This window comes from Mucilaginibacter sp. PPCGB 2223 (assembly GCF_001705515.1).
Classification (GTDB): domain Bacteria; phylum Bacteroidota; class Bacteroidia; order Sphingobacteriales; family Sphingobacteriaceae; genus Mucilaginibacter.
Map to the genome: position 1 here is coordinate 13678 of NZ_MDJS01000005.1, position 15049 is coordinate 28726.

Sequence of the window (15049 nt, forward strand, 5' to 3'; positions counted from 1 at the left end):
GAAATGTACTAAGGGGGTGATGGTGTACCACCTATTTGAACCGCTGCAAAAGCTGATGACGCCTGCCAAATAAATTTATTTATTTTACAGGTGTATTATGCTTAAACCCGAACTAACAAACCGCAACTTCCTGATCAGGTATATTACCCATCGTATTTTACTGGTTATACCCGTTGCCGCAGCCATTGGCAGTATGGTTGCGTTGTTTTTATGGTTACTTAGCCGGGCCATCCATTATCGCTTCCAGCATACCTGGTTGTTGTATTGTTTACCCTTAGCGGGGATAGCGATCCATTTTGCTTATAAACTTTATGGCAAATCGGCCGAAAAGGGCAATAACCTCATCATCGATGAGATACACCGCCCCGGCGCGGGTGTGCCTAAACGCATGGCGCCGCTTATTTTGGTTACCACGGTCGTCACCCACCTGTTCGGCGGCTCGGCCGGGCGCGAGGGCACGGCAGTACAGATCGGCGGCAGCGTGGCACACTTTTTTGCCGACCTGTTTAAACTCGACCCGGTAGAAATGCGCACCATGCTTACTGCCGGGATTGCGGCAGGTTTCGGGGCCGTTTTTGGAACGCCTTTAACCGGCGCCATCTTCGCTGTCGAGGTTTTAACGCTCAACCGGGTGCATTACTCGTACCTGCTGCCCTGCCTGGTGGCAGGCTATACCGGCGATGTAACCGTTTCGGCCTGGCACATCAAACACACACCTTACCATATCGATTATGTAGCGGCCGGGCATTACTTTGACGCGGCCGGCATCAGCGGTACCCTGCTGCTGTTTGTTAAAGTAGTTTTTGCCGCCATTTTGTTCGGCACAGCCAGCATTGCTTTCGCGGAAGTCACACACCGCATTAAAAAATTCTTTTTAAAACTCATCAGTATCACCTGGCTGATACCGGTATGCGGGGCGTTTATCATCATCGGCTTAACATTAGCCTTAGGCAAACCCGATTATCTGAGCCTCGGCGTCGAACCCGAATACCCCGGCGCGGTAACCATCGTATCGGCATTTGCCCATGGCGGCGCCGGTATGCTCAGCTGGTTTTGGAAATTACTTTACACCGCCATCACCTTAGGCACGGGTTTTAAGGGCGGCGAGGTTACACCCCTGTTTTATATCGGCGCTACACTGGGTAATACTTTGGCCGGCTTTTTAAACGCCCCCGTCAGCCTGTTTGCAGCGCTGGGCTTTATCGCCGTGTTCTCGGGCGCCACCAAAACGCCGGTGGCCTGCACTATAATGGGCGTAGAGTTGTTCGGGTCGGAACATGTGGTGTTTTTCGCTATTGCTTGCTTTGTAGCCTACCTGGCCAGCGGGCATTCGGGCATTTACCCTTCACAAAAAAACGGGGTCGGGCCGGCGGGATATTTTAAAATAAAGCTCGGCAGGTATAAATTATAAGCTATTTAAAACATATTGGCTGTGTATTGTTATATCAGTAACCTAACGTAACACAGCCATGAAATTTCAAAGGATACTGATAGGCATCGACGAGAGCAGATACTCCGAAAATGCCGCCGAATATGGTTTTGCACTTGCCCGCACTTACCACGCACAGGTGGGCCTGGTCCACATAACCGAACCCGTTGTGCTGACACAGCCAACCGACCCGGGTATCGTCGGTTCGATCATCCCTACCTTAGGTGCTGATGAGCCCGAATTATTAAATATTCAGCAGGAATATTCAGGCAAGCTGATCGAAAACACGATTAAAAGGTTTGGAGATGACCTGCAGATCACCCAATTTAACGAATTTGGCTCCACAGCCGATACCATCCTCGAATGCATAGCTAAGTTTAATGCCGACCTGGTCGTGCTGGGCACCCATAGCCGAACCGGCCTCGATCGCTTTTTTATGGGCAGCGTTGCCGAAGACGTGGTGCGCCACTCGCCGGTAGCTGTATTGGTAGTGCCGTTAAAAGAGGAGAAGTAAGCTCGCGCAAAGGCGCACAAGGCGCTAAGATAGATTCAGGACACTTTGCGTCTTCGCGCCTCTGCGTGCCCTTAATACAGCAGCCTGAATTTAATGGTATGCGGTATCTTTTTCAGTTCGCTCAGCACCTGCTCGTCGTAACCGGCGTTTACATCGGTAATTACATAACCAATCTGTGCGTTGGTTACCAAAAACTCGCCGACAATGTTAATATCGTGCCCGGCAAACACTTCGTTGATCTTCGCCAAAATCCCCGGTACGTTTTTGTGGATATGGATCAGCCGGTGCGCGTTGTTTACACGCGGCGGCTGCAGCTCGGGGAAGTTACAGCTCAGGTGCGTTTTGCCCTCGTTCATAAAATCCATTACCCGGCGGGGTAAAAACTCAACATTACGCGGGTTGTGCCGCGGGTCGTCGAAAATAATGATACCTTGTTCACAGGCCGCCTCGGCCAGTTTGCGGCTTTGCACACGGCCAAAACAACCGATCACCTTTAGCCTTGGGGCAGCAATAAGCTGCTCGGGCGTTGGCTGGTTCTCTTCATCGCAAAACAAAATGCCGGCTTCCTGCAGGTATTTATCTTCGATGGTTTTACGCTCGCGGATGTTGTAGCCTTCCTTGTCGAGGTAGCTCAGCGCCTCATCGGCAACATTGCCCACCACCAAACATTTAATGCGGTTTTTAGGGTACGATATAGCCCGCGGAAAGTTGTTGAGGTACAAAAACTCATCAAAGCTCGGTGTAACGTGGTCGGCTTTTTCGGCTACCGATTTGCGCTCGATATTCTCGGTAAACGCAAAAAAGGTATCGATCATCCCCGATTCTTTCAGCTGGAAATCAGAGTGCCCGTCGCCGATGCCGAATATCTCACCCGGCAGGTTGAGGTGTTTCAGCAGTTTAACCTTGCCGCCCTCCTGCGAAAGCGGGTTCTCCTTGTCATAACCAACAATATCGCCTTGTTCATCGAACACGAAGGTATTGGCGTAGATATTCTCTTTTTTGATGTGGTATTCGGTTACTACCGGGGTGATGAACTCCTTAAAGCCGCCCGAAACGATGAGCACCTTATCCTGGTGATCGCGGAAGAAAGTTTTATTGCGCGAGAACGATGCCGAAACCTTACGCCTTAAATGCCTGATGAGCAATTTTAAATGATCCTGGTTAGCTTTGAGCAGTTTTACCCTTCCCTCCAAACTTTCGGCGAAAGACAGTTTGCCTTCCATGGCGGCATTGGTCAGGTCCTCAATTTGCCTGTATATCTTTTCCCTGTCGGGATGATCTTTTAACGATATGCGTGCCAGTTCGTCGAGCGCCTCAACCTGGGTAAAAGTGCTGTCGAAATCGATAATAAAATATGGGCTCATCTATGTAGTTGTGCAGATGTGCAAATGTGCTAAAAAATACCACAAGATTGGTAGGCTTTTTGCGATTAGTGTGTAGACCATAGTCGATGGTCAATAGTTCATAGCCGACAATAAACCAATTGCCGGTAGATCTACACAGATTTTCATAGGTACCAACAGCCTCTATGGTCTATGGACTACTGACCATCGACTAAAAACTTACAGATCTCTTTAATCGACTGGCTCACCGGCTTAAACTCAATTCCTACCGCCTGCCTTATCTTGGCATTATCAAACCGGGTGTTTTTACTGGCCGCCTGCGCCGATGTTTTATCAATACCCACACGCCTGCCCGATAAAAAACTCATCAGGGCCGATGCGCGCCAGGCCAGGCCCAGCATCCAGGGTCTGGCTTCGATAGTGGGTGCCTTAACCCCAAAGCAACGTGCCGCTTCGCCCACTACATGTTTGTACTCCAGGTTCTCGGCGCTGATGATGTAGCGCTGGGCCACAATATCGCTGTTCATCAGGGCGATCATGCAGCGGGCCACATCTTCCACATCCACCCAGCCCAGGCTGCCCTTCGTATAATATTTTAAACCCTTGCGAACCATATTAAACAATGCCCCGGTGCCGCCGGTGCCCGCATTAGCGCCGATAATGAGCGAGGGGTTCACAACCACGGCATTCAGCCCCTCGGCAATGCCCCGCCACACTTCCATTTCGCTTTCGTATTTGGATATGGCGTAGCCATCTTCGTGTGGCGTTTCTTCGCGGTGGTTATTTTCGGTGATCAGGCTGCCGGGTTTGGCATCGCCTATGGCTACTATCGAGCTGACATGTACCAGGCGGATGTTGTATTGCACGCACAGGTTAACCAGGTTGGCCGTACCCTCCACATTGGTTTTGATGATCTTCTTTTTATCCGCCGCGCTGAACGACACCCAGGCCGCGCAATGGTAAACCTGCGTTACGCCCTGCAGGGCATCCTCTAACGCAAAAACATCCAGCATATCGGCTTCAACCCAGTTGATTTGGTTAGCGTACGGTTTTAATATTGCCGGGATAACCGATGCGGCGCGTTTTGTGCACACCAATTGATGGCCGGCAGCAGCAATTTGCTTCGCCACTTCTGCCCCTAAAAAACCTGTCGCGCCGGTTACCAGTATCATCCTTGGATTTTTTTTAAAACGGTGCAATTTAATGCAAAATAAGTTGATATTTGATCGTTTGATTACAGGTATATGTCGTTAGCCGATTTCTTTACACCCATCGATCTAAAAAAAATTGCACCTAAAAAGGGTTATTATACCAGCCAGCTCGGTATGAAGATTGACCATTATACGGTGGATTTTCCTTCGCTGGAGGAGAACAAACCCGATATTGCCCTGATAGGCGTACTTGAGGACCGGCAGGCGATTGATAATTCGGGCTGCGCTTTGGGCCCTGATTATGTGCGCGAGCGCCTGTACCAGTTAAACGAAGGCGCTTACACCATCAGCATTGCCGATCTGGGCAACATCCGCCAGGGCGCAACGGTAACCGATACCTATTTCGCCGTAAAGACAGTGGCTAACGAGCTGATTAAAAATGGCATCGTCCCTGTGATTATCGGCGGCGGGCAGGATCTGACCTACGCCCAGTACATGGCCTACGAAAACCTGGAACAAAAGGTCGACGTGGTGACCATCGATCCCCGTTTCGATCTCGATGACGATTTTGCCGAGCTGAGCCTCGAAACCACATCCAATTCCTATCTCAACAAAATATTTCTGCACGAACCCAACTACCTGTTCAACTTCAGTAACCTGGGTTACCAAACCTATTTTGCCAGCCAGGAAAGTTTACGGGTGATGGACAAGCTGTTTTTTGACGTGCACCGCCTGGGCGAGCTGAGCGGGCAGATCGGCGTGGCAGAGCCTGTCATCCGCAACGCGAGCATGATCAGCTTTGATATGGGCGCCATCCGCTCGTCCGACGCGCCGGGCAACACCAACGCTACGCCCAACGGCTTTTACGGCGAAGAGGCCTGCCAGCTCTGCCGCTACGCCGGCTTTAACGATAAGCTAAGCTCGATTGGTTTTTACGAATTTAACCCCGCGTATGATAATAACGGGCAAACTGCCATTTTGCTTTCGCAGATGATCTGGTACTTTATCGATGGTTTTTATAACCGTAAAAAAGACTTCCCCTTACAGCCGCGCTCACAATATTTAATATATAAAACCAGTTTAAAACACGAAGATCATGAGCTGGTATTCGTAAAAAGCAAAAAGAGCGACCGTTGGTGGATGCAGGTGCCGTACCCTACAGGCGGCTCAAAAAACGAGCGCTTTCACCTGGTGCCCTGCCGGTACGAAGATTATAACCTTGCCGTATCGGGCGAATTACCCGATCTTTGGTGGCGCACCTACCAGAAACTGGTATAAATTGTAAACAACTGATAATGAAGAGAATATTTTTAATGCTGCTGGCAGCAATCCCGGCGGCTGTTTTTGCCCAAACTACTGCCGATAATTTTACCATAAAAGCTAAAATAGGCAACATCGGCGCGCCTGCCAAAGTTTACCTGGGATACCAGGTTGCCGGTAAAAACATCATCGATTCGGCCGCCATCGTTAATGGCGATGTGAGTTTTCACGGCCATGTGAACAGCCCGGTAAGCGCCCTGATGGTGATCAATGCCAAAGGCACAGGGCTTAACAATATCCCGCGCGGCTCCGACCTGCTGAATTTTTATATCGAAAAAGGTAATATCACTTTAAACAGCGCCGACTCGCTTTCAAAAGCGGTGATAACCGGCTCGAAGGTGAACGACGATAACCTGCGGCTGATGGCTGTGTTGAGGCCCACAAACGAGGCGAAAGCAGCCGTGCTGCATGAGGCCGATACTGCGAGCGATGCCCTGAAGATCAGCCCTTATTTTCAGGACGCCATACAGCGCAAATACAAAGTAGCTTTGGATGAGGAGCAGGTAGCCATGCGCAAATTTATTGCCGATAACCCCGGCAGTTTTATGAGCCTGGCCGTGCTGGGTACGATTAACAATAACACTTCCGACCCTTACGAGATGGAGAAAATATTCAATACCCTTTCGCCCGAGGTACGCACTACCGAGGGTGGCCAGGCCTTTAAGCAGGTATTGGATATTGCCAAAACAACAGCCATAGGGTCCATAGCGCCCGAGTTTACCCAGGCCGATACTTCGGGCAAACCGGTTAGCCTGTCCTCGTTCCGCGGTAAATACGTGCTGATCGATTTCTGGGCGTCATGGTGCGGCCCCTGCCGCCAGGAGAACCCTAACGTGGTTAAAGTTTATAACCAATATAAAGCCAAAAACTTTACCATCCTGGGTGTATCGCTCGACAGGGAAGACGGCAAAGCAGCCTGGCTGAAAGCCATTAAGGACGACGGCCTGACCTGGACACAGGTATCCGACCTGAAATTCTGGGCCAACCAGGTTGGTGTGCTGTATAAAGTGAGCCAGATACCGCAGAATTACCTCATCGACCCGACCGGCAAGATCATCGCTAAAAACCTGCGCGGGGTGCAACTGGAAGAAAAACTGGCGGAGGTTTTGAAGTGAGTGGTGAATGGTCAGTAGTGAGTATCAAACTTTTTTCGTTAACTATTCACTACTTACCATTCGCTACTCACTAAATCAAATCAAACCCTATATCCCTTCTGAAATAAACGCCATCGTGATAAATACTGCACCGTCGGTTGTCGTTTTTCAAAAGTATAGGAAAGTAGACAAAAAGATAGTAAATTTATCTATAACCTAAACTCAAATGGAAGACACACAAAAGAAGGCATGGATTCAGCCTGAGCTTACTTTAATTTCAAAAAATAGCGATGTAAATGCTAAAGGAAATATTACCAGCATTCATGAACTCAGGAACACTCCTCACTATCCCTATTTGGTAACCGGCCCGGCAGGTTCGGGGAATGTCCCTCAAACTTTATTTAACAGTGTCGCGTCATAAAAAACGCTCCGTTTTAGCCCACCTCCCCCATCAGATCAGATCGAAGCCTATATCGCGCCTGAAATAAACACCATCGTAATATATGCGTGCCGCATCGGTTGTGGCGTGTTGTAAGGCTTCGAATAAATTATCCTGCAAAGTGGTTACCGCTAAAACCCGGCCACCGGCAGTTTTTACATCCTCGCCATCAAGCACTGTACCCGCCTGGAAAACGATCGAATCGCGCACGTTATCGATACCGCTGATCACTTTGCCGTTGACGTAGTCGCCGGGGTAACCGCCTGCTACGCACATTACCGTAGCCGCTGTTTTGGGTGATATTTTCAATTCGCATTGGTCGATATTGCCATTGGCTACGCCCAAAAGCAGATCCACAAAATCGCTCTCTATCCTCGGCATTACGCTTTCGGTCTCCGGGTCGCCCATACGGCAGTTGTATTCGATCACGTAAGGTTCGCCGCCGCAGTTCATCAGGCCGATAAAGATAAAGCCCTTGTAAGGGATGTTCTCTTTCTTCAAACCTTCAACGGTCGGGATCACGATGCGTTCTTCAACTTTCTGTAAGAACGCGTCATCGGCAAACGGCACCGGCGAAACCGAACCCATGCCGCCTGTATTTAAACCCGTATCGCCTTCGCCAATGCGTTTGTAATCCTTGGCCGAGGGCAGTATCTTATAATGTTCGCCGTCTGTCATTACAAAAACCGAAAGCTCAATGCCCTGCAAAAACTGCTCGATCACTACTTTGCTGCTCGCTTCGCCAAATTTGGCATCGGCAAGCATGGCTTTCAGTTCGGTTTGCGCATCTTCCCAGGTGGTGCATATCAATACGCCTTTGCCTGCGGCCAGGCCGTCGGCTTTCAGCACAATGGGCAAACCTGCGGTAGCCAGGTAAGCCAGGCCCTCATCCAAAGTATCCCTGGTAAATGTTTTGGATGCCGCAGTAGGGATGTTATGTCTGAACATAAACTCCTTCGAAAAATCCTTGCTGCCTTCCAGTTGTGCACCTTCCTGCTGCGGGCCGATAACCGGGATGGCTTTCAGCTGCTCATCGGCCAAAAAATAATCATGAATACCTTTTACCAGCGGTTCTTCGGGTCCAACCAAAACCAGCTCAACTTTATTCTCCAGCACAAAGCTGCGGATGCCTGCAAAATCCGTAACCTTCAGGTTTACGTTGGTGCCGTACCGGCCGGTACCGGCATTACCCGGTGCAATAAAAAGCTGTGAACATTTTGGGCTTTGCGCCAGTTTCCAGGCAAAAGCGCTTTCGCGGCCGCCGCTACCGATGATGAGGATATTCATGCGGGCAAAGATAGGTTTTTGGGTTAAAGGCTGAAAGGTAAAAGCAGAAAGGTTAACGGGAGTTTGCGTTAATGGATGGCAGCGGATACCGGCCGCGCGATGGGTTGTGGGCCGTGGCTAATGCCGGTGCAGTATGAGCGTACAGCCCGGGCCGCAGGCAACGCCCAAACAACGGTAATTGAAGGATTGATTGTCCGAACGATCGAATTAAAAACTTATAAAACATTGCAACCTTTCAGCAAAGCATCCGCCCATTTACACATTTAATTCAAAACTTTCGGCATTAAACCGTAATTTCGCCTGTCATTATGGCTTTTAATGGCCTGTGGCTTAATTGTTGATTGAGCCATGTTTTAATTTCAAAATATAAACCAATGTTGGGATTTATCAGCAAGCTTTTCGGAAGCAAGTCAGACAGAGACGTAAAAAGTATACAACCTATAGTCGAGAAGATCAAAAATGAGTTTTCGAAGCTTGGCGATATCAGCAATGATGAACTGCGTGCCAAAACCATCGATTTTAAAGATAGAATAAAAAACGGCCTCGCCAATATCGATACCCAGATACAAAACCTTAAAGAGCAGGTTGACGACCCCGAACTGGAACTCAGTGCAAAGGTTGACCTCTATACCGAACTCGACAAATTAGAAAAAGACCGCAACAAAGAGCTGGAAGCTATTTTGCTGGAGATATTGCCCGAAGCTTTTGCCGTTGTAAAAGAAACCGCCCGCCGTTTTACCGAAAACAAAACGCTCGAAGTTACGGCTACCCAGTTCGACCGCGACCTGGCCGCACACAAAAAGAACGTCGTTATAAACGGCAATATCGCTACCCACCACAATACCTGGGTGGCAGCCGGCAACGAGGTTACCTGGAACATGGTTCACTACGATGTACAGCTGATTGGCGGCGTAGTGCTGCACCAGGGCAAAATTGCCGAAATGGCCACCGGTGAGGGTAAAACCCTGGTTGCAACTTTACCGGCTTATTTAAATGCTTTAGCCGGCCAGGGCGTACACATTGTAACCGTGAACGATTACCTGGCCCGCCGCGACAGCGAGTGGATGGGGCCGCTGTACGAGTTCCACGGTTTATCGGTTGATTGCATCGACAAGCACGAGCCCAGCAGCGAAGAGCGCCGCGCAGCTTACCTTGCCGATATCACCTTCGGCACTAACAACGAGTTTGGTTTTGATTACCTGCGTGACAATATGACACGTAGCCCCGAAGAACTGGTGCAACGCAAACTGCATTATGCCATGGTGGATGAGGTCGATTCGGTTTTGATCGATGACGCCCGTACGCCATTGATCATATCGGGCCCCATACCCCGTGGCGACGAACATGAGTTTTACGAGCTGAAACCGCGTATCGAACGCCTGGTAAACACTCAGAAAAATTACATTGTCGGCGTGCTGAACGAAGCCAAAAACCAGATCAATAACGGCAAGACCGGCGTTGATGACGGTGGTTTAGCCTTGCTGCGTGCCCACCGCGGCCTGCCGAAAAATAAAGCTTTAATAAAATTTTTGAGCGAAGGCGGCAATAAAACCGTATTGCAAAAAACCGAAAACTACTACATGCAGGATTCGGGTAAGGAGATGCCTAAGGTCGACTCGGAATTATATTTCGTTATCGACGAAAAGAACAACCAGGTTGAGCTGACCGAAAAAGGCATCGAGCTGATCACAGCGTCGGGCGAAGACCCGCATTTCTTCGTGATGCCCGATGTGGGTACCGAAATTGCCGAGATCGAAAAATCGAACCTGAGCAACGAAGAAAAGATCGCCCAGAAAGATGCCATGATCCGCGATTATTCGATCAAGTCGGAGCGTATCCACTCGGTTAACCAGCTTTTAAAAGCCTATACCCTGTTCGAAAAAGATGTGGAATACATTTTGGACGACGGTAAAGTAAAGATAGTTGACGAGCAAACCGGCCGTGTACTGGATGGCCGCCGTTACTCGGATGGCCTGCACCAGGCTATCGAAGCTAAAGAAAATGTAAAGGTCGAGGATGCATCGCAAACCTTTGCTACCATTACCCTGCAAAACTACTTCCGTATGTACCACAAGCTTTGCGGTATGACGGGTACCGCCGTTACCGAGGCAGGTGAGTTTTGGCAGATCTATAAGCTGGACGTGGTGGAGATACCGACCAACACGCCAACCGCCCGTAAAGACGAGCAGGACCTGGTATACCGCACCACCCGCGAAAAATTTAACGCCGTTGCCGAAGAGATTGTAAAACTAACCACAGCCGGCAGGCCGGTACTGGTTGGTACCACTTCGGTTGAAATCTCAGAATTACTGAGCCGTATGCTGAAAATGCGCGGCATCAAACACAACGTACTGAACGCCAAAATGCACCAGAAAGAGGCCGAAATTGTGGCCGAAGCCGGTAAAGCAGGCACCGTAACCATCGCTACCAACATGGCGGGCCGTGGCACGGATATTAAACTGGGCCCTGGTGTTAAAGAAGCCGGCGGTTTGGCCATCGTTGGTACCGAGCGCCACGAGTCGCGCCGGGTTGACCGCCAGTTGCGCGGCCGTGCCGGCCGTCAGGGCGACCCGGGTTCGTCGCAGTTCTTCGTATCGCTTGAGGATAACCTGATGCGTTTATTCGGCTCGGAGCGTATCTCGGGCCTGATGGTGAAGATGGGTATCGAAGAGGGCGAAGTGATCCAGCATTCGATGATCACCAACTCTATCGAGCGCGCACAGAAGAAAGTGGAAGAAAACAACTTCGGTATCCGTAAACGTTTGCTCGAGTTCGACGACGTAATGAACTCGCAGCGTACCGTAATCTACACCAAACGTAAAAATGCCCTGTTTGGCGAGCGCCTGGATGTGGATCTGAGCAACACAACTTTTGATGTGGTCGACGATGTAGTTAACGAATATAAAGAGGCCAAAAACTTTGAAGGCTTTAAGCTGGAGATCATCCGCCTGTTTGCTATCGATCCCGAGCTGACCCATGAAGAATTCGACACCCTGACCATCCCTAAACTAACTGACAGAATATTTGCCGAGGTAACCGACTTTTACAAACGCAAAGCCGAAGCCATAGCCGCGCAGGCATACCCGGTTATTAAGGATGTTTATGATAACCGCCAGGAGATAGAGAACATTATCGTTCCGTTTACTGATGGCATACATGGCATGCAGGTAGCTGTACCGTTAAAAAAGGCTGTCGAAAACCATGGTTTGGAAGTATTTAAATCGTTCGAGAAAAATGTAACGCTTGCGCTGATAGATGAGGATTGGAAAGAGCACCTGCGCGAGATGGACGAATTAAAACAATCGGTACAAAACGCGGTTTATGAGCAAAAAGACCCTTTACTGGTGTATAAATTCGAAGCATTTGAGCTTTTCCGCCAGATGCTGGCCAACACCAATAAAGAGATCGTAAGCTTTTTATACCGCGGCGGCATACCGATGCAGCAGCCGGAGGAAATTCGTGAGGCCCGCCCTCAACCAAAGATCGATATGCGCAAAATGCGTACCTCGAAAGCCGAGTTCGCCCACGAGACAAGCGGCATGCCCGATGGTTTTGACGATACCCGCGAGCTGCAAAAACCAATGCCTGTTAAAGTTGAGCAAAAGATCGGCCGTAACGACCCATGCCCCTGCGGGAGCGGCAAAAAATACAAAAACTGCCACGGTGTAGGCGAGGGGTAATCCCCTAAATCCCCCTAAAGGGGGACTTAAAAAACATACTCCATGAAACAAAGCAATACCATATCGTTAACAGGCTTTTTAGTTAAAACATGTGGTGTTGCTTTTTTTATTTTACTGGCATTGTCTGTCTCTGCACAAACCCGCGGCACGGTAACCGAAGTTAAGGATCCACGCATCGACAGCGTTATCGCCAAACGGATCGAGCTGAGCAAACAGCCTAATAGCCCGATAGCACAAAACTCGGGTAATGGTTTCCGGGTACAGATCTTTATGGGATCGAACCGTACCGACGCCTACAACGCACAGGCTAAATTCAATAATCTTTACCCCGATATCAAAACATACCTGCAGTACGTCGAACCCAATTTTAAGGTAAAGGCCGGCGATTTTAAAACACGGCTGGACGCGTCGCGCCTGATGGAACAGTTGCGCAAACAGTTCACCTCGCTCATTATCCTATCCGAAAAAATAAACCTGCCTAAAACAGACAGTAATGATTAAAGAGAAAATACAGCAGCTATCAAAAACTATTTATAACGATGTGGTTGCCAACCGCAGGCATATCCATGCCAATCCGGAGCTATCTTTTAACGAATACAATACTTCGGCCTTTGTAGCCAAACAACTGGATACGCTGGGCATTCTGTACGAAAAAATGGCCGATACCGGCCTGGTAGCCTTATTAAAAGGCAATAAACCATCAAACAATGTAGTGGCCCTGCGCGCCGATATGGATGCTTTGCCGATAACCGAAGCCAATGATGTGGTTTATAAATCCACCAACGTGGGTGTGATGCATGCCTGTGGGCACGATGTGCATACTTCATCACTGTTGGGTACTGCCAAAATATTAACCGAGTTAAAGGATGAGTTTGCGGGCACGGTAAAATTCATCTTCCAACCTGCCGAAGAGCGTTTACCGGGCGGCGCCAGCTTAATGATCAAAGAAGGTGTTTTGGAAAATCCAAAACCTCAGGCCGTAATGGGCCAGCATGTAATGCCACTGATCGATGCCGGCAAAGTAGGTTTCCGCGCAGGTAAGTACATGGCTTCGACGGATGAATTGTACGTTACCGTAAAAGGTAAAGGCGGCCACGGCGCACAGCCGCAGCAGAATATCGACCCGGTAATTATCACCGCACATATTTTGGTCGCATTACAAACCATCATCAGCCGCAGTAACGACCCTAAATCGCCCTCGGTATTATCGTTCGGCAAAGTGATCGCCAATGGCGCTACCAACGTGATCCCTAACGAGGTTAAGCTCGAGGGCACTTTCCGCACCATGGATGAGCAATGGCGCAAAGACGCACACCAAAAAATGAAAAAAATGGCCGAAGGCATTGCCGAAAGCATGGGCGGTAGTTGCGAGTTTAATATTATGCACGGTTATCCATACCTCATCAACGAAGAGAAATTAACGGCCAGCGCCCGCGGTTTTGCCGAAGATTATTTAGGAAAAGAGAACGTGCTCGACCTGGATATCTGGATGGCTGCCGAAGATTTCGCCTATTATTCGCAGGTTTCCGACGCTTGCTTTTACCGTTTGGGAACACGTAACGAAGAACGCGGCATCACATCATCGGTGCACACCCCTACTTTCGATATCGATGAAAAGGCGCTCGAAGTAAGTACCGGCCTGATGGCTTACCTGGCCATTAAACAGTTAGGTAACTAATTTATTGTATTGGCCGGCTAAAAGTGCGCAATATCATATTTTAACAAGCTGTTTTTAAGCATCTTTGCCACGCCAGAAAAAGCAACTTTCTCTGCCCAAGGAACGAAGCAATGCCCAACATACAGAGCGGCTCTGCTTATTTGAGATTGCTTCGTTCCTCGCAATGACGGTTTGATATAATAACAAATGAAAAAAGCGTTCATCATCCTATTTCTAATCTGCATAAGCGGCGCTGCTTTCTCCCAGCAAATACCCCGCTTTAACCCCGACACCCTCCGTACCATCGTCATTGACAGCAGCCTGGTGAACATCCGCTCGCACAAGCTCAACGCACAGGATTTTATCGACGCGATGCTGGCTGATACCGGTTTTTATATGGCCTTCCGCAACATGAAGAAGTATGCCTTCGATGCCGAGAACCGGGTATTTACCTACGATAAGAAAAACAAGGTTGATGGTAAGATCTATCGTAAGATACATCACAGCAATGTGAAAGGCGCACACAAAATGGAGTTTTTGGCTAAGCGTGACAGTGGAGCGGTTTATAAAAAGAACGGCAAATACGAGCTATACACAGTCGAGATGTTCGATTACATTTTTATGAACGCTTACAACTCCGATTTTGTTAAAAGCGATGCACCGATAGGCAGCGGCAAAAACGAAGGGTATAAAGCTAAACTTAAAACTTTGATTTTTACGCCTGGCCGCAGGGTAAGCGGTATCCCTTTCATCAGCGGGAAGACCGAGATCTTTGGCCCCGACCTGAAACAGTTTTACATGTACCAGTTTTCGCATGCCATGTACCTGGATACCATACCCGTTTACCGCTTCCGGATAACGCCCAAACCCAGTACCGCCGATGATGATGTGATGATCAAAGAAATAACCACCATCTTTGATGTCCGCACTTTCCAGATACTGGGCCGTTATATCGACCTGAAGTTCCACAATTTTTTGATGGACTTTAACGTGCAGATGAACATCGAATGCAACAACTTTAACGGCGAGCTTTTACCCGTTAAAATAACCTACCAGGGTAATTGGGATGTGCCCTTCCACAAAGAAGAGCGCGCCAGCTTTTTGATCGTGCATAAGAATTATAAGAAAGAATAAG

Annotated in this window: 13 protein-coding genes and 1 riboswitch; of the genes, 10 read left to right on the forward strand and 3 right to left on the reverse strand. The window is 49.0% G+C overall.

What is annotated here, in order from left to right:
• Window positions 1–6: 6 nt before the first annotated feature.
• Window positions 7–72, forward strand: a riboswitch (Fluoride riboswitch).
• Between the two features lie 25 nt (window positions 73–97).
• Window positions 98–1411: a voltage-gated chloride channel family protein gene (locus BEL04_RS21360; protein WP_066007382.1), complete on the forward strand. Its 1314-nt coding sequence runs from the start codon at window positions 98–100 to the stop codon at window positions 1409–1411.
• Between the two features lie 58 nt (window positions 1412–1469).
• Window positions 1470–1943: a universal stress protein gene (locus tag BEL04_RS21365; RefSeq protein WP_066007384.1), complete on the forward strand. Its 474-nt coding sequence runs from the start codon at window positions 1470–1472 to the stop codon at window positions 1941–1943.
• A 71-nt stretch (window positions 1944–2014) separates the two neighbouring features.
• On the opposite strand, the gene BEL04_RS21370 is transcribed toward BEL04_RS21365, so the two are convergent.
• Together BEL04_RS21370 and BEL04_RS21375 are read right to left on the reverse strand one after the other, a co-directional pair.
• Entirely contained in the window at window positions 2015–3307 is a 1293-nt protein-coding gene (locus BEL04_RS21370) for an HAD-IB family phosphatase (protein WP_066007386.1), read from the reverse strand.
• A 176-nt stretch (window positions 3308–3483) separates the two neighbouring features.
• Window positions 3484–4458 carry an NAD-dependent epimerase/dehydratase family protein gene (locus BEL04_RS21375; RefSeq protein WP_066007387.1) on the reverse strand — a complete coding sequence of 325 codons (975 nt, stop codon included), beginning with the start codon at window positions 4456–4458 and terminating at the stop codon, window positions 3484–3486.
• Between the two features lie 72 nt (window positions 4459–4530).
• On the opposite strand from BEL04_RS21375, the gene BEL04_RS21380 reads away from it, so the two are divergent.
• The 3 genes from BEL04_RS21380 (at window position 4531) to BEL04_RS21390 (ending at window position 7272) form a co-directional block, all read left to right on the forward strand.
• Entirely contained in the window at window positions 4531–5715 is a 1185-nt protein-coding gene (locus BEL04_RS21380; protein ID WP_066007388.1) for a formimidoylglutamase, read from the forward strand.
• Window positions 5716–5732: 17 nt separating this feature from the next.
• The gene (locus BEL04_RS21385) at window positions 5733–6872 is read left to right on the forward strand and encodes a TlpA disulfide reductase family protein (protein ID WP_066007389.1); all 1140 of its coding nucleotides are present in this window, start codon (window positions 5733–5735) and stop codon (window positions 6870–6872) included.
• A 205-nt stretch (window positions 6873–7077) separates the two neighbouring features.
• A complete protein-coding gene (locus BEL04_RS21390) occupies window positions 7078–7272 on the forward strand; it encodes a hypothetical protein (protein ID WP_066007391.1) in 195 nt (64 codons plus the stop codon).
• Between the two features lie 30 nt (window positions 7273–7302).
• On the opposite strand, the gene purD is transcribed toward BEL04_RS21390, so the two are convergent.
• Window positions 7303–8577 (reverse strand): phosphoribosylamine--glycine ligase, encoded by a 1275-nt coding sequence (gene purD, locus BEL04_RS21395; RefSeq protein ID WP_066007393.1) that lies wholly within the window; start codon window positions 8575–8577, stop codon window positions 7303–7305.
• A 75-nt stretch (window positions 8578–8652) separates the two neighbouring features.
• Between purD and BEL04_RS24470 the strand changes: the two genes are divergently transcribed.
• From BEL04_RS24470 to BEL04_RS21420, 5 genes are all read left to right on the forward strand, one after another.
• Complete coding sequence (locus BEL04_RS24470) at window positions 8653–8844, forward strand: hypothetical protein (protein WP_066007394.1); 192 nt, start codon at window positions 8653–8655, stop codon at window positions 8842–8844.
• A gap of 107 nt (window positions 8845–8951) precedes the next feature.
• Window positions 8952–12257, forward strand: coding sequence for a preprotein translocase subunit SecA (gene secA, locus BEL04_RS21405; RefSeq protein ID WP_066007395.1), 3306 nt, complete (start codon window positions 8952–8954; stop codon window positions 12255–12257).
• Window positions 12258–12299: 42 nt separating this feature from the next.
• Window positions 12300–12758: an SPOR domain-containing protein gene (locus tag BEL04_RS21410; RefSeq protein ID WP_066007396.1), complete on the forward strand. Its 459-nt coding sequence runs from the start codon at window positions 12300–12302 to the stop codon at window positions 12756–12758.
• Complete coding sequence (locus BEL04_RS21415; RefSeq protein WP_066007399.1) at window positions 12751–13935, forward strand: M20 family metallopeptidase; 1185 nt, start codon at window positions 12751–12753, stop codon at window positions 13933–13935. The genes BEL04_RS21410 and BEL04_RS21415 overlap by 8 nt, the downstream gene beginning before the upstream one ends.
• A gap of 186 nt (window positions 13936–14121) precedes the next feature.
• Window positions 14122–15048 (forward strand): hypothetical protein, encoded by a 927-nt coding sequence (locus BEL04_RS21420; protein ID WP_066007401.1) that lies wholly within the window; start codon window positions 14122–14124, stop codon window positions 15046–15048.
• Window position 15049: the final 1 nt, after the last annotated feature.

Coding starts and splice junctions, on each gene's coding strand:
- BEL04_RS21410 (WP_066007396.1), top strand. CDS start 12,300: ATGAAACAAAGCAATACCATATCGTTAACAGGCTTTTTAGTTAAAACA.
- BEL04_RS21385 (WP_066007389.1), top strand. CDS start 5,733: ATGAAGAGAATATTTTTAATGCTGCTGGCAGCAATCCCGGCGGCTGTT.
- BEL04_RS21370 (WP_066007386.1), bottom strand. CDS start 3,307: ATGAGCCCATATTTTATTATCGATTTCGACAGCACTTTTACCCAGGTT.
- BEL04_RS24470 (WP_066007394.1), top strand. CDS start 8,653: ATGGCAGCGGATACCGGCCGCGCGATGGGTTGTGGGCCGTGGCTAATG.
- secA (WP_066007395.1), top strand. CDS start 8,952: ATGTTGGGATTTATCAGCAAGCTTTTCGGAAGCAAGTCAGACAGAGAC.
- BEL04_RS21375 (WP_066007387.1), bottom strand. CDS start 4,458: ATGATACTGGTAACCGGCGCGACAGGTTTTTTAGGGGCAGAAGTGGCG.
- BEL04_RS21415 (WP_066007399.1), top strand. CDS start 12,751: ATGATTAAAGAGAAAATACAGCAGCTATCAAAAACTATTTATAACGAT.
- BEL04_RS21365 (WP_066007384.1), top strand. CDS start 1,470: ATGAAATTTCAAAGGATACTGATAGGCATCGACGAGAGCAGATACTCC.
- BEL04_RS21380 (WP_066007388.1), top strand. CDS start 4,531: ATGTCGTTAGCCGATTTCTTTACACCCATCGATCTAAAAAAAATTGCA.
- BEL04_RS21390 (WP_066007391.1), top strand. CDS start 7,078: ATGGAAGACACACAAAAGAAGGCATGGATTCAGCCTGAGCTTACTTTA.
- purD (WP_066007393.1), bottom strand. CDS start 8,577: ATGAATATCCTCATCATCGGTAGCGGCGGCCGCGAAAGCGCTTTTGCC.
- BEL04_RS21360 (WP_066007382.1), top strand. CDS start 98: ATGCTTAAACCCGAACTAACAAACCGCAACTTCCTGATCAGGTATATT.
- BEL04_RS21420 (WP_066007401.1), top strand. CDS start 14,122: ATGAAAAAAGCGTTCATCATCCTATTTCTAATCTGCATAAGCGGCGCT.